We start from the raw sequence: 23,201 nt of genomic DNA, 5'->3' as shown, positions 1-23,201 counted from the left end.
GTCCCGGCGACTCCCGCCCTTCCCTCCCAGCCGGCCGTCCCCGCCGTACCGGCATCCCCGTCCGTTGACGACTCCGCCGAGGGCGACGTCAGCGTTGAGGGCACGGAAGGATCTGCCGAGGGCTCCGTCAAGGCTGACAAGGATGGCGCCTCCGTCGACGGTGCCGCCAACGCCAAGGGCGCTGCCGAGGCCAAGGCGCACGCCGGTGCGACCGTCGCTATCCCCGCCGTCCCCGGCGCCAAGAATGTCCCTGCCGTTCCGGCTACCCCTGCCGTTCCGGCTACCCCTGCCGTTCCGGCCCTGCCGTCGGACGAGAAGCCTGAGCTCAGCAAGTAGGCAGTGAAGGCCTCCTCGGAGGCACCCGGGGTGCGGCCACTGGACTTGCCCAGGCCGCACCCCAGCAGTAACCGGAAGGACAGCCTCTTGGCAGAACAGCTAACCGATGACGAATTGTCAGCAGCCTTCGCTGGCGAGCCGTCAGGATTTGGCGCTGTCTACACGGCCATTGCACCCGCGGTGCTCGGCTACTTCCGGGCCCGCGGGGTGGACGACGCCGAGGCGCTCACCCAGGACGTCTTCGTCAATGTCCTGCCGAAACTGGCCAAGGTCACCGGCGGCCCCACCGGTTTGCAGACCTTCATTTTCTCCGTCGCCCACGCGCGGCTGGTCGACCATCGCCGCCGGGCAGAACGCACGCCGTACCTGGCCGAATACGACCCCCGTGATGACACCCGTTACGCCCCTTCCGCCGAGGATGAGGTCCTCGGCTCGCTGGGCGGCGTGACAGATTCCCTTTCCCGGCTCAATGAGGAGCAGCGGGAAGTACTGGTCCTGCGGATCGTCGCGGACCTATCCATCGAACAGGTGGCCCGCATCATGGACAAGTCGCCGGGTGCCATCAAACAGCTTCAACGACGCGGGCTCACTGCCCTGCGCGAACTCGTCACCGAAAAGGACCACGCAGCATCATGACCGGAACCCGCGAACCCCAGCAGGATGGCGGCATCCAGGCGATGCTCCGTGATTCCGGCCTCGAAGCAGCCGCCGAGCTCCGCAGCTCACTCGAAGAGCTCCGCGCCCTGGTCCCTGGCGAGGCCCCCGCGCCCCGCGCCGACCTCGCGGCGCTGCTGGCCGCCAGCAGCCGCGGTTCCGCAGCCGCCTCCGCGCCGGATTTCGTCGACGAAACACTTCCGGCCGGCGTCACGAGCCTGGCCGAGCGCCGCGGCCGGAAGCGCAGGCTCGCAATCGTCGGTGGCGCCGTGCTGGGTGCAATGACTCTTGGTGCGGGCGCCGTGGCGGCCTCCAGCGGGGATTTCCGCGAGACTTTCAGCCATTCTGTGGGCACCATCTTCCAGCCCGCCGGCAAGATGCCCGATACGGCCCCGACGCCTGCCCTCCCGTCACCGGCGGACGTCCCGGCAGCCCCCGCGCCGACGTCGAACGCAACGGGCGCCCCCACTCCGCCGCTGGGTCAAGCTCCGGGGGCTCCCGGAGCCGCTGCTGCGGCACCTGCTAAGCCGGGCACTCCTGCCACTCCGCCTGCTGTTGGCCATGTCGAAGTCCTTCCGACGCCGCCCCACCGCCCGGTCGCACCAGGCACCTCCGCGCTCCCCAGCCCTGGAGGGGACAAGGGTCTTCCCACGGAGCCGACTCTTCCCGGCGTGCTCCCGGCACTCCCCGGCCAGCCCTAGTCCGGCCAGCCCTAGTCCGGCCAGCCCGCGGGATGCCGTGGGCCGTCCGGGTTGTAGGCGGTCGACGCCGGGGCCGTGCGGGCAGCCGTAGTCCATTCCGCGGGCGCACGGACTCTGAGCCCGTACGTTACCCGCGAATTCGGCGTCCGGACCCGGCGGACGCGCTAGGCCAGGACCTGCCGCTTGGAGGAAATGACCCCTGTGTCGAAGCCGGCCAGGTGCAGGCCGCCATGGAAGCGGGCATGCTCAATCTTCACGCAGCGATCCATCACGACGTCGAGTCCGGCGGCTTCCGCTTCCTTCGCGACATCCTCGTGCCAGGAGCCCAACTGCAGCCACAGCGTCTTGGCGCCGGCCGCGATGGCTTCTTCCAGGACACCCGGCAGGTCATCGTGCTTGCGGAACACGTCCACGATGTCGGGGCTCTCCGGCAGGTCTGCCAGCGACGCGTAGGTCGGTTCGCCCAGGATCTCCTTCACCACGGGGTTCACAAAATACACCTTGTAGCGTGTGGAGGACTGCAGGTACGTCGCCACAAAGTAGCTGGCCCGGGACGGCTTGTCTGAGGCACCAACAATCGCGATCGACTTCGCCTGCCGCAGCAGGTTCAGCCGCTCCGGCGCCGACGGGCCGGTCCAGGTGCGCTCTTCGATGGTCATCAGTTCGCTCCGATCGTGCAGGTGTCGGCCGACAGTGCATCCGCTCGCGGCTTAGACACACCGCCTCGTTCCTCGGCGGCGCGATGCGCCGCTTCCGCGGATACACCGTCGGCCTCGTCTTCCGACGCCACGTCCAGGGCCTGGTCCAGGTCCCAGAGGATGTCCTCGATGTCTTCCAGCCCGATCGAGATCCGGATCAGGTCCTCGGGGATGCCGGCGGACTCGAGCTGTTCGGGGCCGAGCTGCTGGTGGGTCGTGGAGCCGGGGTGGATCACGAGGGTCCGTGAGTCGCCGACGTTGGCCAGATGCGAGGCCAGCTGCAGGGACTCGATGAACTTCTGCCCGGCGGCGCGTCCTCCCTTCACCCCGAAGGAGAACACCGAACCCGGCCCCAGCGGCAGGTACTTCTTGGCCCGCTCAAAGTGCGGGTGCGAGGGCAGCCCGGAAAAGTTCACGTAGGCCACCCGCTCGTCTGCCTCAAGCCATTCCGCGACGGCCTGGGCGTTCTTGAGGTGTTCGTCCAGGCGCTGCGGGAGCGTCTCGACGCCCTGCAGCAGCTGGAAGGCGGACATCGGCGACAGTGCAGGCCCGATGTCGCGCAACTGCTCACAGCGGAGCTTGGTCAGGAAGCCGTATTCACCAAAGTTTTCCCACCAGGAGACGTTGCCGTAGGAGGCGACCGGTTCGGTCATGGTGGGGAACTTGCCGTTGCCCCAGTTGAAGCGGCCGCTTTCGACAATGACGCCGCCGAGGGTGGTGCCGTGCCCGCCGAGGAACTTGGTGGCCGAGTGGACCACGATGTCGGCCCCGTGCTCGATCGGCCGCACGAGGTAGGGCGTGCTCAAGGTGGCGTCGACGACGAGGGGGATGCCGGCGTCGTGCGCTACCTTTGCCAGCCCCTCAAGGTCCTGGACTTCCGAGGACGGGTTGGCCACCACCTCGACGAAAATCGCTTTGGTGTTCTCCCGGACCGCCGCGGCGTAGTCGGCCGGGTCGGTGCCGGGAACGAAAGTGGTGTCCACCCCGAAGCGGCGCAGCGTGACGTCCAGCTGTGTGACAGTGCCGCCGTAGAGCTGTGAGGCAGCGACGATGTGGTCGCCGGACTGGGTGAGCGCAGCGAAGGTGATGAACTCCGCGGCCATGCCTGAGGCGGTGGCCACCGCGCCGATGCCGCCCTCGAGGGAAGCAATGCGTTCCTCGAACGCGGCGACCGTGGGGTTGCCGATCCGGGAGTAGATGTTGCCGTACTTCTGCAGCGCGAAGAGGTTGGCGGCGTCCTGGGTGTCCTTGAACACGAAGGACGTGGTCTGGTAGATCGGCACGGCGCGGGCGCCGTGCTCGGCATCGGGGGTGCCGCCGGCGTGCAGGGCGCGGGTGCGGAATCCGAATCTGCGGTCGGCCATTACGCGTTCACCAGCCCGGTGGTTGAGCTGGCCGAAGCCGCGGCGGTGCCGGACAGGTCCAGTTCCGTGCCGTTCCTGCGTGCGAGGTCCGCTTCGAGTTCCCGGACAATCGGCAGGATGTCCTGGCCGAACGCGGCGACTTCCTCCTGGAAGTGCAGGTAGCCGGTGAGGAACAGGTTCACGCCGATCTTCTTGTATTCCACGATCCTCTCGGCGATCTGCTCCGGCGTGCCGATCAGCTGGGTCTTGAAGCCGTCGTTGTACTGGACCAGGTCCTCGAAGCTTGAGTCGGCCCACATGCCCTTCCCGTCCTTCGTGGACGGCCCGGCTTCCTGGACGGCGTCGCGGAAACCCTCCACGGCGGGCTTGTGCGCCTTCGCCACGATCTCGCGGAGGGTGTCGCGGGCTTCCTTCTCGGAATCGCGGGCGATCACGAAGCCGTTCAGGCCGAACTTGGGAGAGGGGAGCGCAGCCTCGGTGCCGCGGCCGGTTGCGCCGGCAGCGGCGATGACGCCGGCGATGTTCTCCTTGAAGCCTTCGAGGTCCTTGCCGTTGGAGAAGTACCAGTCCGCGACCCGGCCGGCCGTGGCCTGCGCCGCCGTGGAGTTCCCGCCGAAGAAGATCTCCGGGTGTGCCCGGCCCGGGACGTCCACCGGGGCAGGGTTCAGGGTGAAGTTGTTGATGTTGTAATACTTGCCTGACTGGCTGTATTCCTGCTCGGTCCACAGCCCGCGGAGGACCTTGATGAATTCCTCGGTGCGGACGTAGCGCTCATCGTGTTCGAGCCATTCGAGACCGAAGTTGGTGAACTCGTCCTTGAGCCAGCCGGAGACGATGTTGACGGCGGCGCGGCCGTTGGAGATGTGGTCGGCGGTGATGATGTACTTCGCCAGCACACCGGGGTGCCACATGCCCGGATGCACGGCGGAGATCACTTTGAGCCGCTCGGTGGCGGCCAGCAGCGCCAGGCTGAACGAGGTGGCCTCGTGCTGTTTGTCCGCGCCGTAGGATGCGGCGTAGCGGGTCTGGGTCAGGGCGTATTCGAAGCCGGAGTTCTCCGCGATCCGGGCCAGTTTCTTGTTGTAGTCAAAGTCCCAGCCGGTGCGCTGTTCGATGGTGGAGACCACCAGGCCGCCGGAGACGTTGGGAACCCAGTAGGCGAACTTGAGCGGTTCGGAAAGACGGGCGACGTTGCTGATGTCAGTCATGGGAGTTCCTTACTTCTGGATATTTCGGTTGTCACTGCGTTCCCGCAGGACGGACTGGATGGCGGCAATGGACGGCTCGTTCTGGAGCGAGGTCGTGTCGCCAAGGGTGGTTCCTTCGAACAGTTGGGTCAGCAGCCGGCGCATGATCTTGCCGCTGCGCGTCTTCGGCACATCAGGAACGACGACGACGTCGCGCGGCTTGGCGATCGGTCCGATCTTGTCGCCGACCCAAGCCCTCAAATCGGCGGTAATCTCCTCCGTAGCCGCGCATCGCGCGAGCGAGGAACGAGCGAGTGTGTCTAAGCGGCGGGAGGGGATTGCCGCCGGTTCCCGAAGCACGACGAACGCGACGATGGCGTGGCCTGTCTTGGCGTCCGCGACCGGGCAGACTCCGGCTTCCACGACGTCCGGGTGCGAGACGAGGGCCGACTCGATCTCGATCGTGGAGAGCAGGTGTCCGGAGACGTTGAGGGTGTCATCCACCCGCCCGAGGATCCAGACGTCGCCGTCGTCGTCGTACTTGGCGCCGTCACCGGCGAGGAACCAGCCCTGCTCGGCGTACTTGCGCCAGTACGACTCGAAGTAGCGTTGCGGGTTGCCCCAGACGGTCCGGGCGATGGCCGGGCCGGGGGCGTCCACCACGATGAAGCCCTGGACGCCCGGCGGCACAGTGTTGCCGGCGTCGTCCACGATCCGGGTGCTGACGCCGGGCAGCGGCCGGGCCGCGCAGCCGGGCTTGAACTCCGAGTCGGTGGGGGCGGGGGAGAGAATGGTGGCGCCGGTTTCGGACTGCCACCAGGTGTCCACCACGGGGGCCGTGCCGGCTCCGACGTTCTCGCGGAGCCAGCGCCAGGCCTCGGGGTTAACGGCCTCGCCGACGGTGCCCAGCAGCCGGATGGAGGAGAGGTCGTAGCTGGCCGGGACGCCGTCCGGGAACCAGCCCATCAGCGAACGGACCAGGGTGGGCGCAGTGTAGTACTGAGTGACGCCGTAGCGTTCGATGATTTCGAAGTGCCGGCCCGGGTGCGGGGTGTTGGGGGTGCCTTCGAAGATCACCTGGGTGGCTCCGTTGGAGAGTGGGCCGTACAGCTCGTAGGTGTGGGCGGTAACCCAGGCGAGGTCGGCCGTGCACCAGTGCACATCCTGGTCCCGGAGCGCCGGGTCCGGGTTGCTGAAGAGGTGCTCGAAGCTCCAGGACGCCTGCGTGAGGTAGCCGCCGGAGGTGTGGACCAGGCCCTTGGGCTTCCCGGTGGTGCCGGAGGTGTACATGATGAACAGCGGGGTCTCGGCGTCGAAGGCTTCCGGTGTGTGGTGCGCGGAGGCCGGCCCGACGGTGTCATGCCACCAGACGTCGCGGCCCTCGGTCATCGGGACGGTGTCCAGGAGTTCCGGTGCGGTGGTGCGGTTGACCACCAGGACATGCTCAATCGCGTTCTCCCCGGCGACGGCGGCGTCCGCGTTGTCCTTGACCGGCACAGCGACGCCGCGGCGGAACTGGCCGTCGGTGGTGACGAGCAGTTTGGCGCGGGTGTCCTCCACCCGGAACTTGAGCGCTTCAGCGGAGAAGCCGCCGAAGACGAGCGAGTGGATCGCGCCGATCCGGGCCACGGCCAGGGTGATGATCACGGTTTCCGGGATGACGGGAAGGTAGATGACCACCCGGTCGCCCTTGGTGATGCCGAGGCCCAGCAGGGCGTTGGCGGCCCGGGAGACCTCGCGCTGCAGGTCCTTGTAAGTGAGGGTGCGGCGGTCACCCGGTTCGCCTTCGAAGTGCAGGGCCACCCGGTCCCCGCGGCCCGCCGCCACGTGGCGATCGACGCAGTTGTAGGCGACGTTGAGCCTGCCGCCCTCGAACCAGGTGATGTCCGGGCCGAGCCCGGCGTCGGGGTCGGCCGGGACACGGCGGTGGGTGGTATGCCACGGTTTGTCCTGCCCGGGCACGCCCTCCCAGTCGAGCCGGAGCGCAGCTTCCTCCCAGAAGGAGAGGCGTTCCTCTTCGGTGGCCGGCGGGTTGGCCGGGGCTGTCTGTGTGGTTATGCCCATCGTTTCACCGCCCATTTCTCTGCGAGGCCCAGCAGGGCGTCTGTGATTTTTCCGATGACCGCGAGCAGCACGATCGCCAGCAGGAGCCGGTCCGTGCGGCCGTTGTTCTGCGAGTCCGTGAGCAGGAAGCCGAGCCCCATCGAGGAGGCGATGAGTTCCGCGGCCACGAGGAACAGCCAGGCCTGGGCCAGCGCCAGACGGAGCCCGGAGAAGACTGCCGGCACCACCGCCGGGAGCTGCACCGTGGTCAGCAGCTTCACGCCCTTGAGCCCAAACGCGCGTGCCGCCTCCACCAGGTTCCGGTCCACATGGCGCAGGGCCAGGGAGACGGTGGTGAACACGGGGAAGAAGGCACCGATCAGGATCAGGGTGATCTTGGAATCCTCGCCGATCTTCATCCAGAGAATGAGCAGCGGCACCCAGGCCAGCGACGGGACGGCGCGGAGGGCGCCGATGGTCGGCGCGAGCAGGGCGTCCGCGAATTTGGACAGGCCCACCAGGGATCCGAACACCAGGCCCAGGGCCGCGCCGGCGGCGAAGCCGATCAGCACACGCTGGGTGGAGATCCCGATGTGCTGGCCGAGCTGGCCGCGCTGGAGCAGGTCGACGGCTGCGTCCAGCACCATGGCCGGCGGCGGAAGCTGGACAACGCTGAACACCCCGGCCGCCGTGGACAGCTGCCAGGCGGCAAGAACCGCAGCAGGAATGATCAATCCAAGGAGCAGACGCGCCCAGCCGTTGGCCAGGATCCCGGCGGGGGACCATCCGTTCGCCGGGGGACCGCCCGCACCCGTGAGGGGCGGGCCCGGCTGGGCGGCGTCTGCTGGAGTTGCAGGGACGGCTGCAGCGCGCCCGTCCGCAACATTAGTGCCGGTGAAGGCCGAATTCCTGAGCTGTGTCATCAGGAATCCTTGATGGCGGACGCATCCGCCTTCTTCACCAGCGAGTCATCAAGAATGGTGGCAACGGCGTCGTCGATCTGCTTCTGGCTGGCTACGTCGCCGGTCTCCACAAACGTGGGGCCGATCTTCGCCAGAACCTTGCGCTGGGCCTCGCCCGGCGCCGGATCCACGTTCAGGTTGCTGCGCTCCAGCACCACGGTCTTCGCGACGGCGAGGTCCAGGCCGGCGGCGTCGGCGAGGATCTGTGCCGTCTCGTCCGGGTTCGCCGCGGCCCAGGCGCGGGCTTTCTCATAGGCGTTGACGACCTCCTGCGCCTGCTTCGGCTTGTTCTTCAGGAAGGATTCCGTGGCGTTCAGGAAGCCGTAGGTGTTGAAGGAAAGGTTCCGGTAGAAGAGCTTGGCGCCCTTCTGCTCTGCGCCCGCCATGATCGGGTCCAGCCCGGACCACGCATCCACCGAACCGTTTTCCAGCGCGGCCCGGCCGTCCGCGTGCTGCAGGTTCTGCACCGTGACGTCCTTGGCGGAGATCCCGGCCTCGGAGAGGGACTGCAACAGGAAGAAGTAGGGGTCGGTGCCTTTGGTTGCGGCCACGGACTTTCCCTTCAGGTCGGCCACGGTAGTGATTCCCGAGGAGGCTTTGGCCACGAGGGCCGCCCACTCCGGTTGGGAGTAGATGTCGATCGTTTTGATCGGCGAGCCGTTGGCGCGGGCAAGCAGCGCAGCAGATCCGGCCGTGGAGCCGACGTCGACCGCGCCGGAGCGCAGCGCCTCGTTGGCCTTGTTGGAGCCGGCGGACTGCACCCAGTTCACGGTGACGCCCTGGTCCTTGAGCGAGGCCTCCAGCCAGCCCTTCTTCTTGATGACCAAGCTCAGCGGGTTGTAGGTGGCGAAGTCGATGTTCAGTGTGCCGCTCTCGACGGCGGTGTTCGCAGCGGGGGACCCGCCGGAACCTTCTCCTGCGACGCAGCCCGTGAGGACCAGGGCGGCGGAGACAGCGGCGGCGCCGATAACGGTCCGGCGGGTGGCTTTGCGGGCGAATGACATGGGGATCCTCTGGGACATCGGGTGAAAGGCGAACGGCGGTGGGAAAGGGTGGAGCAGGCCGGCGGGCGCAGCGGCTGCGCGTTCCCGGCCGGGGAAATCCGGGGGAACCCGGGTGGCGTGGCGGCTAGCGGCTGTCGACGCCGAGGGTCTCCAGGAGCGAGGCCCGCATTCGGGCGAGTTCCACGGAACCGCGGTCCCGGGGGCGCCCGCCGGGCACGTGGACGGTGCGGACGATCGTCGCGCCCGGCGCTGCTCCTTCGCCGGCGTTGGCTTCCTTGCCGAGGATGATGATGCGGTCGGCAAGCTGGAGGGCCTCGTCGACGTCGTGCGTCACCAGCAGCACCGTGGTGGGCTCGGCGCGGTGGATGTCCAGCAGCAGGTCCTGCATCTTGATACGGGTCAGCGCGTCGAGCGCGCCGAACGGCTCATCCAGGAGCAGGACGCCGGGGTTGCGGGCGAGCGCCCGGGCCAGCGAGGCGCGCTGGGCCATGCCTCCGGAAATTTCGCGGGGGCGGTGCTTGGCGAAGTCCGTGAGGCCCACGAGTTCGAGGAGGCGGCCCACCTTCGCCTTGCCGTCCCTGGCGCTGATGCCGGTGGGCAGGCCGATCGCGATGTTGGCCTGCAGGGTGTGCCACGGCAGGAGGCGCGGTTCCTGGAAGGCGAAGGCACAGCGGGAGTCAATCCCCTGGACCGGTGTGCCGTCGATGTCAACGCTGCCCGCGGTGGGGGAATCGAGTCCGGCCGTGGCGCGGAGCAGCGTGGACTTGCCGCAGCCGGAGGTGCCCAGGATGGCCAGGACCTCCCCGGCGCGGATCTCGAAGTCAACGTCGCGCAGGACGGTGTGGGCCGCTGCGCCGGTGCCGAAGGTGCGACGCAGGGAGCGGAAGGCAACCGCCAGCGCCGGTGTGCGGGTGGTGGCTCCGGCGTCGGCGTCCAGGGACGTCTCAGGCGCGGAGGAGGACAGGACAGCAGTCATAGGGCACTCCATCGGTCCTGGCAGTAGCACCCTACGGAATGAGCCTTTGAACCGGGTGGTCAGTCCGGTGGTCCCCTTGGCTCAATACCTTGCTATCGCCGGCATCCAGGGGCGGACGACGGCGACCAGGGTTGCTGCGGCTTCATCGATCCAGGTCTCTCGGCCGCTCGGGATGGTCGCTTCCCACTAAATCGGAATCGGTGCTTTTTCCCAAATGCAGGGGTTTTGCTGCGTAATATTCGGCTCTGCCCCGCCTGCGGGCCGGACGGCGGTCAATTGTTCGAAATCGGGAGCCTGGCGACCCGGTCCGCGTGCGGCCGACGCGGGCGCGCCGGGTGGCCGCCGCGGGTGCGCGTGGCCGGCGTCTCCAAACCGGCCGGGACGGTTAGGCTGTGCACATGGCCCACGTCAACGATCCGGCAGTCCTCGAACGGCTCATGCGCACCAAGGGGCGGTGGGCCATTGTCGGCTTGTCCACGAACCAATGGCGTGCCGCCTACGACACGTCACTGTTCATCCGGGACCGGCTCGGGATGGAGATCATCCCGGTGAACCTGCCCGGCGACCCCGTTCACGGTGAAACCGGCTATGCCACGCTGGCCGCCATCCCGGCCGGGAAGCAGCCGATCGACGTCGTCGACTGCTTTGTGAACTCCCAGAAGGTGGGGGCCGTGGTGGACCAGGCAATCGCCGTTGGTGCGAAGGCTGTCTGGATGCAGTTGGGCGTGATCGATGAGGCCGCGGCGGCCCGGGCGAAAGCGGCCGGCCTCGACGTCATCATGAACGCCTGCCCGGCGCAGGACGCCAGGCGCTTCGGCCTCTGACCACGGTGTGGATCAGCGGCAGGATGCGGACATTTTGCCCTGCTAGTCTTCTGCCGACAAACCTCTTTCGAGCCCAGGACCACCATGAGTAAAGAGCACCAGCCTGCGTTGCCTGCCCATCCGGGGCGCCGGGCGGCGTTGGGACTTCTCGGTGCCTCCCTGGCGGCAACCTTGGGCGCCTGTTCTGCCCCGGAATCCACGCCGGAGTCTGCAGAGGCCACGCCCGCCTCGCGTTCCGGGGGGCCGCTGTCCGCGGCGCTGAGCGCGGGGCGTTCGAACGTCCCGGGTCCGGCGGTGCCCGCGGCACTGCGGCGTCCGGGCAGCAAGAGCATCCGGCATGGCTTCATTCCCGATTTCAAGCTGCCACCGATACAGCACGGACTCGCGCCCGTCCTTACCAGGATTGAGACGAAACACCCTGTCGTGTTCCTGACCATTGATGACGGCGTCACGAGGACCCCGGAGATGGTGGGGCTCATGGCCGACTATGACTTTCCCGCGTCCATCTTCCTCACCCGGAACTTCGTCCAGGCGGATCCGGGCTTCTTCAGGCAGTTCGCCGCCCAGGGGAGCCTGGTGGAGAACCACACGGTCAGCCACAACGTCAACATGGTCAGTCAAATGGGGTACCAGCAGCAGCTCGCGGAAATCAACGGCATGCAGGATTATGCCCGGCAGCAGTTCGGACGCAGCCCCACACTGTTTCGTCCGCCCGGCGGCGCCTATTCCACCGCCATGCGGCAGGCAGTCGCCGCGGCGGGGCTGAAGGCGATCATCACGTGGGAAGCCAAGTCGAACGCCGGCAAGATGGACTACCAGTACGGCAAGGCGTTGCGCCCGGGGGACATCGTGCTGATGCACTTCCGGCCCGAGTTCGCCGCCGACCTCGCCGCCTTCCGCGCCGCCCAGCTGGCCGCCGGCCTTGAAGTCGTGCTGCTTGAGGATTTCCTCGGCGTCGCCTGAGCCGCCCCCGGTGCAGGTCTGCGAAAGTCGGCGGATGAAAGTAGGCTCGGACCATGGATGTAGCCGCACTCCGGGATCTCTGCCTCGGCTTTCCCGGCGCCTTCGAGGACTTCCCGTTCGGGCCGGAGACGTCGGTTTTCAAGGTGCGGGCCGCGGTGTCCGGCGGAACCCGCCACGTGGCCCGGATGTTCGCTCTCTCCGCCATGGAGGAGGCCGACTTCTCGGTCAGCCTGAAATGCGAGCCCGCCCTGGCCGAGCAACTGCGCGCCGCCCACCTCGGGATCACCGGAGCGTGGCATCTGAACAAGAAGCACTGGAACGGGGTGCGCCTGGACGGGTCGCTGCCCGATTCGATGGTGCGCGACATGGTGGAGGACTCCTACGACCTCGTGGTGGCGTCGCTGAACCGCCGCCAGCAGGAGCAGCTGGGCTGGGCGCGGCTGGCCGAGGGCGGCCGGGCATGACCGCCCGGATCGCGGCCGGCGAGCTGAACTACCACTGGATCGGTTCCACGGAGCACGGCCCGCCGCCCGGGGACGCCGACTGCCAGGTCACCCACGCCTACGTGGGCGAGGGCATGGCCGCATACCGGCGGGTGGCGCAGGGGATGCTGGCCTGGCAGCATCCGGATCCATGCACCCTGCGAGGTCGTCTGGGTCCGCCGCCCGCTGCCGGGCGGGGCTCCGCAATCCGCGGGTTTCGGCTACGGGACCCTCCCCGGGCACCCGGTCCGCGGCGAGGAGGCCTTCGAGGTTTTCATCGACGCCGCTGGCCGGGTTACCGTCCGCATCACTGCCTTCGGCGTGCCGTCCAACTGGTTCTACGCCGCGGGCGGCGCCCTGACGCGGCGGGCGCGGCAGCACATCACTTCCGGCTACATTAAGAGTGCACAGGAACTGGCCGCAGCGGTGAACTGAGAGCAGGCAGAAATGCTGGATCAACAGACCCTTGACCGACTATGGGACTTCGATGACCCCGCGCTTTCGGAGACCCGCTTCCGGGAAGCGTCCAACGATCCGGCCTACGACGCCGACGAGCGGGCGGAGCTCGCCACCCAGCTGGGCCGGGCCATCGGCCTGCAGGGCCGGTATGAGGAAGCCGACGCGCTGCTGGACGCGGTCGACGGCGACGAGCCCACCGTGGCGGTCCGGGTTCTGCTGGAACGCGGGCGGGTGCTGAATTCCGGGGGCCACGCGGAGATGGCCGTGCCGCTCTTTGAACAGGCCGCCGAACTCGCGGACCACCTGGGCGAGGAATTCCTGGCCGTGGACGCCCTTCACATGCTCCGCCTGGCCGACCCAGCCCACGCCGAGACCTGGACCCGCAGCGCCCTGGAGTACGCCTCCACGGTGCACGATGACCGGACCAAACGGTGGCTGGTGGCACTGCACAACAATCTGGGCTGGACGCTGCATGATGCCGCCCGCTGCACGGAGGCGATGGTGGAGTTCCAGCTCGCGGAGCAGTGGGCCGAACGCGTCGGCACCCCGCGGCAGCAGGAACTCGCCCGGGAAGCCATCCAGGCCTGCTGACCCCGCCCCACAACTGCAACGCGGGGTCACTTACGGCCCGTAACGGCCCCGGGAATGGGCCGGATGTGACCCCGCGTTGTCCTGTTGCAAGAATGGAAGACCATCCCGCCACCACGAAAGGCACACTCCCATGATCTTCATTGTCGTCAAATTCAAGGTCAAGCCCGACTGGTCGGAGCGTTGGCTCGGCCTCGTGGAGGACTTCACCCAGGCCACCCGGAAGGAACCGGGCAACCTCTGGTTCGACTGGTCCCGCAGCGTGGAGGATCCCAACGAGTTCGTCCTCGTCGAGGCGTTCCAGGACGACGCGGCCGGGGACCATGTCAACAGTGCACACTTCAAGCAGGCCATGGCGGACATGCCGCAGGCGCTGCTGGAGACCCCCCGGATCATCAGCCGCCAGCTCGACGGCGACGGCTGGGACCGGATGGGCGAACTCACCATCGCGTAGGAGGGTTGGCGCCATGTGGATCGGCTGGATTGAGTTCGATGTGCTCCTTGGCGACGTCCACAGCCTGAAGGAGAAACGCTCCGTGGTGCGTCCGGTGCTTGCAGAACTCAAGCGCCGCTTCGACGTTTCCGTGACCGAGGCAGGCTACCAGGATCAGTACCGCCGCACCGAGATCGGCGTCGGGCTGGTCGCGGCGGACCGGGCGCACCTGATCGAGGTGCTGGCCGCCGTCGACCGCTTCATGGCCGCGCGCCCCGAACTGGAACTGCTCAGCGCCCGCCAGCGAGAAGTCCGCAGCGACGACTAGCCCACCAACAAGCAACGCGGGGTCACTTAGCGCCCATCCCGAGGGGATTTATGGGCGCCATATGACCCCGCGTTGATTGGTGGGGGTGGTGCTAGCCGAAGTACTTCGGCAGGGTGGCCTCGTGGGCTTCGCGGAGCGCGTCGAGGTTCATGGTCTCGACGCCGGTGATCTCCAGCGTGCCGCCCTCCGCGTCCACGACGCCGATCCGCAGGTGCGGGAAGCCGCGGGCGGTGCACATGTCCGTGAAGCGGATCTCCTCGGAGCGCGGCACGGCCACAAGGGCACGGCCCTGCGTCTCGGAGAACAGCGCGGTGAACAGGTCCACGCCGTCGCGGTCCAGGACATCCTGGAGTGCAATCCGGGCACCCGTGCCGTAGCGCAGCGAGGACTCCACGAGGGCCGCCGCGAGGCCGCCTTCGGAGAGGTCGTGCGCGGAGTCCACCATGCCGTCGCGGGAGGCGTTGATCAGGATCTCGCCCAGGGCGCGTTCGGCGGCGAGATCAACCTTGGGCGGCAGCCCGCCGAGGTGTCCGCGCATGTTGGACCATTCCGAACCGTCCAGTTCCGCTGCCGTCGTGCCGAGCAGGTAGATGGCCTGGCCGTCTTCCTTCCAGCCCGACGGCGTGCGGCGGGCGACGTCGTCGAACTTGCCCAGTACTGCCACCACGGGGGAGGGGTGGATGGGGACGCTGCCGGTCTGGTTGTACAGCGAGACGTTGCCGCCGGTGACCGGGATGCCCAGCACCATGCAGGCGTCGGACAGGCCGCGGATGGCCTCGGCCAGCTGCCACATGACGTCGGGATCCTCGGGGGAGCCGAAATTCAGGCAGTCGCTGACGGCCATCGGCACGGCACCGGAGGTGGCGACGTTGCGGTAGGCCTCGGCCAGTGCCAGCTGCGCGCCGTGGTACGGATCCAGGTAGGTGTAGCGGCCGTTGGCATCGGTGGCGAGGGCCACTCCCAGCCCGGTCTCCTCGTCCACCCGGACCACTCCGGCGTCGTCCGGGAACGCCAGGGCGGTGTTGCCGCCGACGTAGCGGTCGTACTGGTTGGTGATCCAGGATTTGTCACACATGTTCGGTGAGGCGACGAGTTCGGTGATGGCGGCGGCCAGGTCCGCGGGGGCGGACGGGCGGCCGGCGTCCTGCACGGACCCGGTGAAGGCATCGGCCTGGACGGCGTCCTGCCATTCGGGGCGGGCGTACGGGCGGTCGTAGACCGGGCCGTCGTGGGCGACGGTGCGCGGATCGACGTCGACGATGACCTCGCCTTCCCACGTGATGATCAGGCGGCCGGTATCGGTCACCTCGCCCAGCCAGGAGTACTCCACAGCCCACTTGTCCATGACCGCTTCAAACGCGGCGACGTTCTCGGGGGTGACGACGGCCATCATGCGTTCCTGTGACTCGGACATCAGGATCTCGCCCGGGGTCAGGGTGGGGTCGCGGAGCAGGACGGAGGTCAGCTCGACTTCCATGCCGCCGTCGCCGTTGGAGGCGAGCTCGGACGTGGCGCAGGAGATGCCCGCGGCGCCGAGGTCCTGGATGCCCTCGACGAGGGAGCCCTTGAACAGCTCGAGGCAGCACTCGATCAGGACCTTCTCGGCGAAGGGGTCGCCCACCTGGACGGCGGGGCGCTTGGACGGTTTGGTGTCGTCGAAGGACTCGGAGGCCAGCACGGAGGCGCCGCCGATGCCGTCGCCGCCGGTACGGGCGCCGAAGAGCACCACCTTGTTGCCCTTGCCGGAGGCGTTGGCGAGGCGGATGTCCTCGTGCCGCATCACGCCGACGGCGAGGGCGTTGACCAGCGGGTTGCCCTGGTACACGGAATCGAAGACCATTTCGCCGCCGATGTTCGGCAGGCCCAGGGAGTTCCCGTAGCCGCCGATGCCGGCCACGGCGCCGTGCATGACGCGGGCCGTGTCCGGGTGGTCGATCGCGCCGAATCGCAGCGGATCCATCACAGCCACCGGGCGGGCGCCCATTGAGATGATGTCGCGGACGATGCCGCCGATGCCGGTCGCGGCACCCTGGTAGGGCTCCACGAACGACGGCGAGTTGTGGGACTCGATCTTGAACGTCACGGCCCAGCCGTCGCCCAGGTTCGTGACACCGGCGTTTTCGCCGATGCCCACGAGCATGTCCTTTTTCATCTCGTCGGTCACCTTGTCGCCGAACTGGCGGAGGTGGTTCTTCGAGGACTTGTAGGAGCAGTGCTCGCTCCACATCACGGAGTACATGGCGAGTTCGGCGCCGGTCGGGCGGCGGCCCAGGACCTTGACGACCTCATCGAACTCGTTCTGCTTCAGGCCCAGCTCGGCCCAGGGGAGGTCGACGTCCGGGGTCTTGGCCGCGTTCGCAACGGTGTCGATGTTGAACTTCTTGGTCTCGGTGGCGGTGCCTGCCGTCCGGCCAGTCGACGTCTCCGTCATTTGTTGTCTCCCACGATTTTGTTCAGGACAGAGGTGAAGAAGCCCAGGCCCTCGGTGCCGGAGCCGATTTCGGGGCCGAACCCTGCTTCCACCGCGTGCTCCGGGTGCGGCATGAGGCCCACGACGTTGCCCGCGGGGTTGGAGATGCCGGCGATGTCGCGGCGGGAGCCGTTCGGGTTGAAACCGACATAGCGGAACACCACGCGGCCCTCCGACTCCAGGGCATCGAGGGTCTTCTCGTCCGCGATGTACTGGCCGTCCTGGTTCTTCAGCGGCACGGTGATCTCCTGGCCGGCGGCGTAGTCGCGGGTCCAGGCGGTGGTGTTGTTCTCCACACACAGGACCTGGTCGCGGCACATGAATTTCAGGTGATCATTCTTGACCATCGAGCCGGGCAGCAGGTGGGATTCGGTGAGGATCTGGAAGCCGTTGCAGATGCCCAGGACGGGCAGCCTGGCGTCCGAGTTGGCGGCATCGATGATCTTGGACATCAGTGGCGCGAACCGGGCGATAGCGCCCGCACGCAGATAATCACCGTAGGAGAAACCGCCGGGAATCACGACGGCGTCAACGTCGCCGAGGGTGGTGTCGGCGTGCCACAGTTCAACCGGTGTGGCGCCGGCCAGGCGGACCGCGCGGGCGGCGTCACGGTCGTCCAGGGTTCCGGGGAACGTGATGACGCCGATCTTTGCACCGGCGAGCCTGCGAGCACCAGCAGCGTCTGCGGCGACGGCGATGGCTTCGCCGATCAGGGGGAGTTCAGTCATCTCAGGCCTCTACGACCTCGACGTTGACGACGTCCTCGATGACCGGGTTGGACAGCAGGGTCTCTGCGGCGTTCCGGGCCTGGGCCAGGATCTCCTCGGTCACCTCGCCGTCGACGGTGAGTTCAAAGCGCTTGCCCTGGCGGACAGCGCTAAAAGCGGTGAAGCCCAGCCGGGGGAGTGCACCCACGATGGCCTTCCCCTGCGGGTCGAGAATCTCGGGCTTGGGCATGACGTCGACAACGATCCGGGGCATCCGGCAACTCCTGTGCGTGAGCATTGGGTAAGGGCGCAGCGGAGTGGTGCCGTCTCACGCCGGTCCGCTGTGTGGTGAGGACAACGTGAAGGGGCGCTCCGCGAGCTTGCACGCCCATTCTACCGGCCACGGTGCGTCCGGCCGCATTCGGGCTGGGAGTGTGAACGGTTGCCCGCCCGGGCGCCGGGGCGGGACGCCGGGACAGCGTCTCCGTGACAGGACCTGTCACCCCTGTGACCTGCGACGACGCTATGGTCACTGCGGTGCCCCGTCAGTAGCATGTGCATATGGCTGAGAAATCGAAATCCGTGCTTTTGCCCGTTGTTGCTGCTGCCGTTTTCGCCGGCCTCGGGCGCATGGTCCTGCAGAAGGTCATGGCGGACCGGAAGGCCAGGGAAAGCAACGTGGCCGGGCCCCTCGATGCAAAGACCCGGGCCTGGATCAGCGAAGTTGTCAGGACACCCCGCCAGTAGCGGGCAGGGGCCGTCCGGCTCCCCCAGATCGGCTGACCCGACAGGGCCGTCCGCGCCCCTCCGGCGCCGCCGGTCCATAAGGTGCTGTCGAATTGATTGACAAATTTTGATTTCCTCTTTGTGTTCTATGTCATAACTGGCTCTCAGTCTGTACTGTATGAATCGGCTGGTATCCGTCGGGGCCGTGAGAGTCTCAGCTTTTATGTCCTGCCAGTCTTTGACCCGGCAGCAAGGTCGGGACCGTTCCTTATGAAAGGTTCAACACACGTGAATTCACCAGGAAAGAGCTTCCTTCGAAGCGGGGGACTCCGGAGGGCCGTGGCACTGACCCTGGGCTTGCCGCTGCTCTTGACAACGGTCGCGCTCCAGCCGGCCACAGCAGCGCCCGCTGCGGGTTCCGCCGTCGCGGGAGTGGCGCAGAAGAATCTGGATCCGAACAGCTACAAGGACGGCCGCTACATCGTTGTCCTGACCGAGGATCCGGCGGCCACGTACGAGGGCGGCACGCCCGGACTGGCGCCAACCAAGCCGGAATCGGGCAAGAAGCTGGACGCCAATCGGGCCGAAGTCCAGCAGTACGAGGCGCACCTCGAAAAGAAGCAGGCCGAGGTAGCGGGCCAGCAGAACGTCCAGATCAACCGGCAGTTCACGGCGGCCCTCAACGGCTTCAGCGCGAACCTCACTGCGGACCAGGCCATCAAGCTGGCCAAGGATCCCGGTGTGCTGGCGGTTGCCCCTGACACGGAAAACGCTCCGGACTACTCCAGCACCGACTTCCTGAAGCTCAGCGGAGCCAACGGCACCTGGAACACCAAGTTCGGCGGCCAGGATGGAGCCGGCAAGGGCGTCGTCGTCGGTGTGATCGACACCGGCTACACCCCGGACAGCGCGTTCTTCGCCGGGGAAGAGGTCAAGCCCCTCGTCGGCCAGCCTGTCGTCGGTGTGCCGTACCGGACGGAGGACGGCAAGATTGCGATGCTCAAGTCCGACGGCGGCCTCTTCACCGGGGAGTGCCAGAAGGGCACCGGAACAGGCGCGAGCTTCGACGGCTCTGCCTGCAACTCCAAGGTCCTGAGCGCGCACTACTTCGCTGAGGACTTCCTGCGTTATGTCCCCCCGGCCGACCGCGCTCCGGAGGAAGTGCTCTCCCCGGTCGATGTCGCCAGTCATGGCACCCACACCGCAAGCACCGCCGCGGGCAACGCCAACGTCGAGACGTTCGTCGATGGGCGCAGTTTCGGCCTCACCAGCGGCATAGCGCCGGCCGCGAAGCTCTCCGTGTATAAGGTCTGCTGGGAAGACACCGATCCCAACACGGGCGGCTGCTACAGCTCCTCGTCCGTTGCCGCCGTCGACCGGGCCATCAAGGACGGGGTGGACGTGCTGAACTACTCGATCTCCGGTTCTGCGACGTCCGTTATCGACCCGGTCTCGATTGCGTTCCTGAACGCTGCCTCAGCGGGCATCTTCGTCGCCGCCTCCGCCGGCAACTCCGGCCCGACGGCCAGCACCGTCAACCACGGCGCACCGTGGGTCACCACCGTTGCGGCCAGCAGCTTCTCCCAGGAGCTCCAGGGCACAGTTGAATTCGCCGACGGCGCCAAGTTCCGCGGCGCCAGCATCATGAACAAAGAGGTCAAGGATGCCGGTGTCGTGCTGGCTGCCAACGCGGCCGTCACCGCCGGTGACCGGAACGCGGCGCTTTGTGGCCCAGGCACACTGGACCCCGCCAAGGTCGCCAGCAAGGTCGTCGTCTGTGACCGCGGCGTATTTGACCGCGTCGCCAAGAGTGCCGAGGTTGCCCGTGGCGGCGGCGTCGGCATGATCCTGGTGAACCTGAGCACCTCCTCGCTGGACACCGACCAGCACTCTGTCCCGACCGTCCACGTGAACCCGCCGGCCACCGAGGCCATCAAGGCCAAAGTGACGGCCACCCCGGATATCAAGGTTTCCCTGGTCAACAAAGACACCACGGGACTCCCGCTCGAGGCGCAGCCCCAGATTGCCGGCTTCTCATCCCGGGGGCCGCTGCTGGCCACCGAGTCGGATCTGCTGAAACCTGACGTCGCCGCTCCGGGTGTTGCCGTCCTGGCCGGTGTGTCGCCGATCGGTTCCGGCGGTGCCAAGTTCGGCTTCATGTCCGGTACGTCGATGGCATCGCCCCACGTTGCCGGCTTCGGGGCGCTGCTCCTGGGCAAGAACCCGAAGTGGTCCCCGGCAATGGTCAAGTCCGCCATGATGACCACGGCAGGAAATGTTGTGAACGCCGACGGCTCCAAGAACACCGACGTCCTCGCTACCGGCGCCGGCCAGGTCGATCCGGCAGGGATGGTGGATCCGGGACTCGTCTATGACGCCAATCTGCAGGACTACAAGAAGTTCATCCAGGGCACCGGTGTCAACCTGGGCCTGCCGTCCAGCACCCTGCCGCGGGACATGAACGTCGCGTCCTTCTCGCTGGGCAACCTCACCGGCAAGATCGAGGTCACCCGAACGGTCACGGCGCTGACCCCGGGCGTCTACAAGGTCAAAGCCGATGTGCCCGGAATCAAGGTCAATGTGGCTCCTGCCGCCCTGAACTTCAAGGCAGCCGGCGAGAAAAAGACCTTCAAGGTGACCTTTGAGAACAAGAATGCTGCCCTGGGCCAGTTCGCCATGGGTTCGCTGAGCTGGGAGGGTGCAGGCAAGACCGTCACCTCGCCGATCGCAGTCCGTCCGCAGTCCGCCGTGGCCGCGAAGGACGTCTTCTTCAGCACCACTTCCGGTACCGGCTCGGGCGACATCAGCGTTGTCTCCGGCACCGACAAGCCGATCAGCATGACCCTGGACGGCCTGTCCAAGGCGGATTCCACTGCCGTGGAGCTGATCCCGGGGCCGTTCGCGGGCGAAGCCGATGCCTCGACCTTCGTCAAGACGGTCACGGTTCCGGCGGGCGCTCCGCTGGCCAAGTTCTCGGTCTTCTCCTCGGACCCGGACTCGGACTTCGACATGTATGTCGTCACCCCCACGGGCGTCGAGCAGGTGGCGACATCGTCGTCCAGTGAGTCGCTGTCGATCGCGAACCCGGCCCCGGGCGAGTACACGATCTACGCGAACCTGTACTCCAGCCCGGACGGCAAGGCCCGCAAGGCAAGTGTCGATGCCGCGATCCTGGGCGCGAACGAGAACAATGCGACGCTCACGCCGAACCCGCTGGTGCTGCCGAACGGTGAAACGGGCAAGGTCACGCTGAACTGGACCGGCCTCAAGCCCGGCTCCTACATCGGACGGATCACCTTTGCCGGTGCCAGCGAGCCGACCTTCGTCAGTGTCCTCGTGAACGCTGACGGCACCGCCTCAGTGGCGCCGACAACGGAGGGCCCGGCAGGGCAGTCCAAGGTCCAGAATCGGGAGCTGGAGCGCCCCGACAACGCCATCTAGGCGCCGTTCCAACCCCTAGCAGGCAAAGCTCCAACCCTTAAAAGGCAATGACCGGCGGTTTCCACCGCCGGCCATTGCCTTTTAAGTCTGCCCTTTCAGGAAGCTGGGGAGTGAGGAACCGGTTTCCGGGGTGCCGGGGTCAGATCGCACCCGTGGAACCAGCAACGCCGCCCAGCAGCGGTGCCATGGCGCGCCAGCGGGCGATCTCGCAGCCGTCGGTGCGGCTGAACCGGCTATTGACTTCCCGGCCCAGAAACCAGCCAGTCACCACGGCCACCTGCGGACCGCCGTACTGCTGGGTGCACATTTTTGGCGGACCGGGCTGGGGGAAGAAAATGGCCTCCCCATGCTGCGTGACGGACGCGAGGGCCGCGGCGGAATCCGGGAGCGTGCACCCCTCGGCCAGGGTGCCGCCGCTTGCCGTCAGCTGAAACACGTATTCGGGTGCACCCGGGGCCTCGGTTAGCCGGACGGTGAGATCGATTTCGTGCCGGCTGTGACGGTGGTCAGTGGCTGTCATTGCGGTCCTTCCGTGCGTTCGGTGGCAGGGTCAGGGCCGGAACCCGTCGACTCGAGCAGGGGCGTGAGCTCCCGCAGCAGCCGCTGCCGCAGTTCCTGCGATTCGGCGGCAAAAGACCGCTGGTATTCAACGTACTGGGCCTTACCCTCTGGCGTTTCGATCAGGATGGCGGGATACCCCCACTCGTTCAGGTCATAGGGGGACGCCTGCATGTCCATGGCCCTGATCCGCCAGGAGAGTTCGAAGCAATCCATCACGAGCTCGCTGGGCAGCAGCGGGGCAAGCTTGTAGGCCCACTTGTACAGGTCCATGTTGGCGTGCAGGCAGCCGGGCTGCTCCATCGTCCGCTGGTTCTCCCGGCTTGGCTGCAGGCTGTTGAGCGTCACGGCGTCAGGAGTGTAAAAACGGAAGGCATCGAAGTGCGAGCAGCGAATCCGGTTCTCCTGGACCACCTCGTCGGTCCGTTCGGAGCCGAGCCGCAGCTGGAGGTACTCGTGCCGGAGATCGAATTTGTCCTGCCGGTAGACCATGGCCCATTCGTGCAGTCCGAAGCAGCCGAACTGCGCCGGCCGCGCCGCCGTTCCGGCCAGGATGATCCCGGCGAACTGCAGTGCATCCCGGCGGTCCCGGACGAAGGCCGCGGTGTCGACCGTGACGGCCGGTGTGCCCGGCGCCAGGCCCGCCAAGGCGAGTTCGCCGTCGTCGGGCGTGCGGTAGTACTTCCAGCCGTTACGTTCCGCTGCGGCGGGACCGGAGATCACGACGCCGGCGCCCGGGTGCCACCGCAGCAGCTGGCCCGGTTTTTGGGTGTAGTAGGTGAAGAGGAAGTCCTCGACAGGGTGCTTCTGGCCGGCGGACCGGCGGGCGAGGTACGGATCCGCGTAGCGCCGGACGCGCGCCTGATGATCGGCCTGGCGCGGCAGCCAGTCTTCCTGAGGCAGGTGCTGCAGCTTAGACAGCTCCGCCGGTGGAGCCAAGGACGTCCTTGGCGGCGTTCCAGGCGGCGATCTCGCAGCCGTCGCGCAGGCTGAAGGCCGCGTCGACGGCGTGGCCGTCCACGACGCCGGTGACCGTGGCCTGCTGGGGCCCGCCGTACTGCTGGGTGCAGGCCTGGTCCGCGGGGCGCGGGCCGGGGCTGAGGAGCGCCGCGTTGTTCTTCAGGGCGGTGCAGCCGGCGGCGGCGTCGGGGTGCTGGCTCTCGGCGGCCGGGACGCCGTCCACGCACACGAGAGTGAAGTTCGCCGGGGTCCCGGTCTCGGACGGTTTGACCATGATGGCCAGTTCGGCGTTGCCCTGTCCGGGGCCGGAGGTCACCGGTGCGGCAGATGGGGAGGG

Annotated in this window: 24 protein-coding genes and 1 pseudogene; 12 read left to right on the top strand and 13 right to left on the bottom strand. The window is 67.4% G+C overall.

Going from position 1 to position 23,201, the window contains the following annotated elements:
* From BJQ90_RS06855 to BJQ90_RS06845, 3 genes and pseudogenes are all read left to right on the top strand, one after another.
* Positions 1-336 (top strand): annotated as a pseudogene (locus tag BJQ90_RS06855) (hypothetical protein); the annotation flags it as partial.
* 87 nt (positions 337-423) lie between these two features.
* Positions 424-972 (top strand): RNA polymerase sigma factor, encoded by a 549-nt coding sequence (locus BJQ90_RS06850; protein WP_226759546.1) that lies wholly within the window; start codon positions 424-426, stop codon positions 970-972.
* On the top strand, positions 969-1,691 hold the full coding sequence (locus BJQ90_RS06845) for a hypothetical protein (protein WP_226759545.1): 723 nt from the start codon (positions 969-971) through the stop codon (positions 1,689-1,691). The genes BJQ90_RS06850 and BJQ90_RS06845 overlap by 4 nt, the downstream gene beginning before the upstream one ends.
* Positions 1,692-1,855: 164 nt before the next feature.
* Here BJQ90_RS06845 and BJQ90_RS06840 read toward each other — a convergent pair whose 3' ends face one another.
* The 7 genes from BJQ90_RS06840 to BJQ90_RS06810 form a co-directional block, all read right to left on the bottom strand.
* On the bottom strand, positions 1,856-2,350 hold the full coding sequence (locus BJQ90_RS06840; RefSeq protein ID WP_226759544.1) for a CoA-binding protein: 495 nt from the start codon (positions 2,348-2,350) through the stop codon (positions 1,856-1,858).
* On the bottom strand, positions 2,350-3,753 hold the full coding sequence (locus tag BJQ90_RS06835) for an O-acetylhomoserine aminocarboxypropyltransferase/cysteine synthase family protein (protein ID WP_226759543.1): 1,404 nt from the start codon (positions 3,751-3,753) through the stop codon (positions 2,350-2,352). Before BJQ90_RS06835 ends, BJQ90_RS06840 begins: the two co-directional genes overlap by 1 nt.
* A complete protein-coding gene (sfnG, locus tag BJQ90_RS06830; protein ID WP_226759542.1) occupies positions 3,753-4,961 on the bottom strand; it encodes a dimethylsulfone monooxygenase SfnG in 1,209 nt (402 codons plus the stop codon). Before sfnG ends, BJQ90_RS06835 begins: the two co-directional genes overlap by 1 nt.
* A 9-nt stretch (positions 4,962-4,970) precedes the next feature.
* A complete protein-coding gene (gene acs, locus BJQ90_RS06825; RefSeq protein ID WP_226759541.1) occupies positions 4,971-7,004 on the bottom strand; it encodes an acetate--CoA ligase in 2,034 nt (677 codons plus the stop codon).
* Positions 6,995-7,906, bottom strand: a complete 912-nt coding sequence (locus BJQ90_RS06820) for an ABC transporter permease (protein WP_226759540.1) — start codon at positions 7,904-7,906, stop codon at positions 6,995-6,997. Before BJQ90_RS06820 ends, acs begins: the two co-directional genes overlap by 10 nt.
* A complete protein-coding gene (locus BJQ90_RS06815) occupies positions 7,906-8,949 on the bottom strand; it encodes an aliphatic sulfonate ABC transporter substrate-binding protein (protein ID WP_226759539.1) in 1,044 nt (347 codons plus the stop codon). Before BJQ90_RS06815 ends, BJQ90_RS06820 begins: the two co-directional genes overlap by 1 nt.
* A 124-nt stretch (positions 8,950-9,073) precedes the next feature.
* Complete coding sequence (locus tag BJQ90_RS06810; RefSeq protein ID WP_226759538.1) at positions 9,074-9,925, bottom strand: ABC transporter ATP-binding protein; 852 nt, start codon at positions 9,923-9,925, stop codon at positions 9,074-9,076.
* Between the two features lie 398 nt (positions 9,926-10,323).
* Between BJQ90_RS06810 and BJQ90_RS06805 the strand changes: the two genes are divergently transcribed.
* The 7 genes from BJQ90_RS06805 (at position 10,324) to BJQ90_RS06775 (ending at position 14,002) form a co-directional block, all read left to right on the top strand.
* Complete coding sequence (locus BJQ90_RS06805) at positions 10,324-10,749, top strand: CoA-binding protein (RefSeq protein ID WP_226759537.1); 426 nt, start codon at positions 10,324-10,326, stop codon at positions 10,747-10,749.
* An 84-nt stretch (positions 10,750-10,833) separates the two neighbouring features.
* Complete coding sequence (locus BJQ90_RS06800; protein ID WP_226759536.1) at positions 10,834-11,712, top strand: polysaccharide deacetylase family protein; 879 nt, start codon at positions 10,834-10,836, stop codon at positions 11,710-11,712.
* 53 nt (positions 11,713-11,765) lie between these two features.
* Positions 11,766-12,176, top strand: coding sequence for an MmcQ/YjbR family DNA-binding protein (locus BJQ90_RS06795; RefSeq protein WP_226759535.1), 411 nt, complete (start codon positions 11,766-11,768; stop codon positions 12,174-12,176).
* A 159-nt stretch (positions 12,177-12,335) separates the two neighbouring features.
* Complete coding sequence (locus BJQ90_RS22685; RefSeq protein WP_319004610.1) at positions 12,336-12,629, top strand: DUF1990 family protein; 294 nt, start codon at positions 12,336-12,338, stop codon at positions 12,627-12,629.
* 12 nt (positions 12,630-12,641) lie between these two features.
* Positions 12,642-13,244 carry a hypothetical protein gene (locus BJQ90_RS06785; RefSeq protein ID WP_226759534.1) on the top strand — a complete coding sequence of 201 codons (603 nt, stop codon included), beginning with the start codon at positions 12,642-12,644 and terminating at the stop codon, positions 13,242-13,244.
* Between the two features lie 130 nt (positions 13,245-13,374).
* On the top strand, positions 13,375-13,695 hold the full coding sequence (locus BJQ90_RS06780) for a putative quinol monooxygenase (RefSeq protein ID WP_226759533.1): 321 nt from the start codon (positions 13,375-13,377) through the stop codon (positions 13,693-13,695).
* A gap of 13 nt (positions 13,696-13,708) precedes the next feature.
* Positions 13,709-14,002 carry a DUF503 domain-containing protein gene (locus tag BJQ90_RS06775; RefSeq protein WP_226759532.1) on the top strand — a complete coding sequence of 98 codons (294 nt, stop codon included), beginning with the start codon at positions 13,709-13,711 and terminating at the stop codon, positions 14,000-14,002.
* A gap of 91 nt (positions 14,003-14,093) precedes the next feature.
* On the opposite strand, the gene purL is transcribed toward BJQ90_RS06775, so the two are convergent.
* The 3 genes from purL to purS are packed head-to-tail and all read right to left on the bottom strand — an operon-like array spanning position 14,094 to position 17,453.
* Positions 14,094-16,433 carry a phosphoribosylformylglycinamidine synthase subunit PurL gene (gene purL, locus BJQ90_RS06770; protein ID WP_226759531.1) on the bottom strand — a complete coding sequence of 780 codons (2,340 nt, stop codon included), beginning with the start codon at positions 16,431-16,433 and terminating at the stop codon, positions 14,094-14,096.
* Positions 16,430-17,200, bottom strand: coding sequence for a phosphoribosylformylglycinamidine synthase subunit PurQ (purQ, locus tag BJQ90_RS06765; protein WP_226759530.1), 771 nt, complete (start codon positions 17,198-17,200; stop codon positions 16,430-16,432). Before purQ ends, purL begins: the two co-directional genes overlap by 4 nt.
* A 1-nt stretch (position 17,201) precedes the next feature.
* Positions 17,202-17,453, bottom strand: a complete 252-nt coding sequence (purS, locus tag BJQ90_RS06760) for a phosphoribosylformylglycinamidine synthase subunit PurS (RefSeq protein ID WP_056427643.1) — start codon at positions 17,451-17,453, stop codon at positions 17,202-17,204.
* 287 nt (positions 17,454-17,740) lie between these two features.
* On the opposite strand from purS, the gene BJQ90_RS06755 reads away from it, so the two are divergent.
* Positions 17,741-17,926, top strand: coding sequence for a hypothetical protein (locus BJQ90_RS06755; RefSeq protein WP_226759529.1), 186 nt, complete (start codon positions 17,741-17,743; stop codon positions 17,924-17,926).
* A gap of 249 nt (positions 17,927-18,175) precedes the next feature.
* Positions 18,176-21,346 carry a S8 family serine peptidase gene (locus BJQ90_RS06750; RefSeq protein ID WP_264197029.1) on the top strand — a complete coding sequence of 1,057 codons (3,171 nt, stop codon included), beginning with the start codon at positions 18,176-18,178 and terminating at the stop codon, positions 21,344-21,346.
* 139 nt (positions 21,347-21,485) lie between these two features.
* Here the strand turns inward: BJQ90_RS06750 and BJQ90_RS06745 are convergent, their stop codons facing one another.
* The 3 genes from BJQ90_RS06745 to BJQ90_RS06735 form a co-directional block, all read right to left on the bottom strand.
* Positions 21,486-21,866 (bottom strand): serine protease inhibitor, encoded by a 381-nt coding sequence (locus BJQ90_RS06745; RefSeq protein ID WP_226759527.1) that lies wholly within the window; start codon positions 21,864-21,866, stop codon positions 21,486-21,488.
* The gene (locus BJQ90_RS06740) at positions 21,863-22,843 is read right to left on the bottom strand and encodes a 3-methyladenine DNA glycosylase (RefSeq protein ID WP_413463648.1); all 981 of its coding nucleotides are present in this window, start codon (positions 22,841-22,843) and stop codon (positions 21,863-21,865) included. The genes BJQ90_RS06745 and BJQ90_RS06740 overlap by 4 nt, the downstream gene beginning before the upstream one ends.
* Positions 22,818-23,201 (bottom strand): SSI family serine proteinase inhibitor (locus BJQ90_RS06735; RefSeq protein ID WP_226759526.1); only part of this gene is annotated, 384 nt, incomplete at its 5' end. The genes BJQ90_RS06740 and BJQ90_RS06735, both read right to left, overlap by 26 nt.

The sequence above is a fragment of the Arthrobacter sp. SO3 genome (genome assembly GCF_020532825.1).
In the GTDB taxonomy this organism is placed as follows: Bacteria; Actinomycetota; Actinomycetes; order Actinomycetales; family Micrococcaceae; genus Arthrobacter.
Note: the sequence above shows the minus strand (reverse complement) of the source record. Positions and strands in the feature narration are given on the sequence as shown.

Coding starts and splice junctions, on each gene's coding strand:
- BJQ90_RS06845 (WP_226759545.1), top strand. CDS start 969: ATGACCGGAACCCGCGAACCCCAGCAGGATGGCGGCATCCAGGCGATG.
- BJQ90_RS06840 (WP_226759544.1), bottom strand. CDS start 2,350: ATGACCATCGAAGAGCGCACCTGGACCGGCCCGTCGGCGCCGGAGCGG.
- BJQ90_RS06835 (WP_226759543.1), bottom strand. CDS start 3,753: ATGGCCGACCGCAGATTCGGATTCCGCACCCGCGCCCTGCACGCCGGC.
- sfnG (WP_226759542.1), bottom strand. CDS start 4,961: ATGACTGACATCAGCAACGTCGCCCGTCTTTCCGAACCGCTCAAGTTC.
- acs (WP_226759541.1), bottom strand. CDS start 7,004: ATGGGCATAACCACACAGACAGCCCCGGCCAACCCGCCGGCCACCGAA.
- BJQ90_RS06820 (WP_226759540.1), bottom strand. CDS start 7,906: ATGACACAGCTCAGGAATTCGGCCTTCACCGGCACTAATGTTGCGGAC.
- BJQ90_RS06815 (WP_226759539.1), bottom strand. CDS start 8,949: ATGTCATTCGCCCGCAAAGCCACCCGCCGGACCGTTATCGGCGCCGCC.
- BJQ90_RS06810 (WP_226759538.1), bottom strand. CDS start 9,925: ATGACTGCTGTCCTGTCCTCCTCCGCGCCTGAGACGTCCCTGGACGCC.
- BJQ90_RS06805 (WP_226759537.1), top strand. CDS start 10,324: ATGGCCCACGTCAACGATCCGGCAGTCCTCGAACGGCTCATGCGCACC.
- BJQ90_RS06800 (WP_226759536.1), top strand. CDS start 10,834: ATGAGTAAAGAGCACCAGCCTGCGTTGCCTGCCCATCCGGGGCGCCGG.
- BJQ90_RS06795 (WP_226759535.1), top strand. CDS start 11,766: ATGGATGTAGCCGCACTCCGGGATCTCTGCCTCGGCTTTCCCGGCGCC.
- BJQ90_RS06785 (WP_226759534.1), top strand. CDS start 12,642: ATGCTGGATCAACAGACCCTTGACCGACTATGGGACTTCGATGACCCC.
- BJQ90_RS06780 (WP_226759533.1), top strand. CDS start 13,375: ATGATCTTCATTGTCGTCAAATTCAAGGTCAAGCCCGACTGGTCGGAG.
- BJQ90_RS06775 (WP_226759532.1), top strand. CDS start 13,709: ATGTGGATCGGCTGGATTGAGTTCGATGTGCTCCTTGGCGACGTCCAC.
- purL (WP_226759531.1), bottom strand. CDS start 16,433: ATGACGGAGACGTCGACTGGCCGGACGGCAGGCACCGCCACCGAGACC.
- purQ (WP_226759530.1), bottom strand. CDS start 17,200: ATGACTGAACTCCCCCTGATCGGCGAAGCCATCGCCGTCGCCGCAGAC.
- purS (WP_056427643.1), bottom strand. CDS start 17,453: ATGCCCCGGATCGTTGTCGACGTCATGCCCAAGCCCGAGATTCTCGAC.
- BJQ90_RS06755 (WP_226759529.1), top strand. CDS start 17,741: ATGGCTGAGAAATCGAAATCCGTGCTTTTGCCCGTTGTTGCTGCTGCC.
- BJQ90_RS06750 (WP_264197029.1), top strand. CDS start 18,176: ATGAAAGGTTCAACACACGTGAATTCACCAGGAAAGAGCTTCCTTCGA.
- BJQ90_RS06745 (WP_226759527.1), bottom strand. CDS start 21,866: ATGACAGCCACTGACCACCGTCACAGCCGGCACGAAATCGATCTCACC.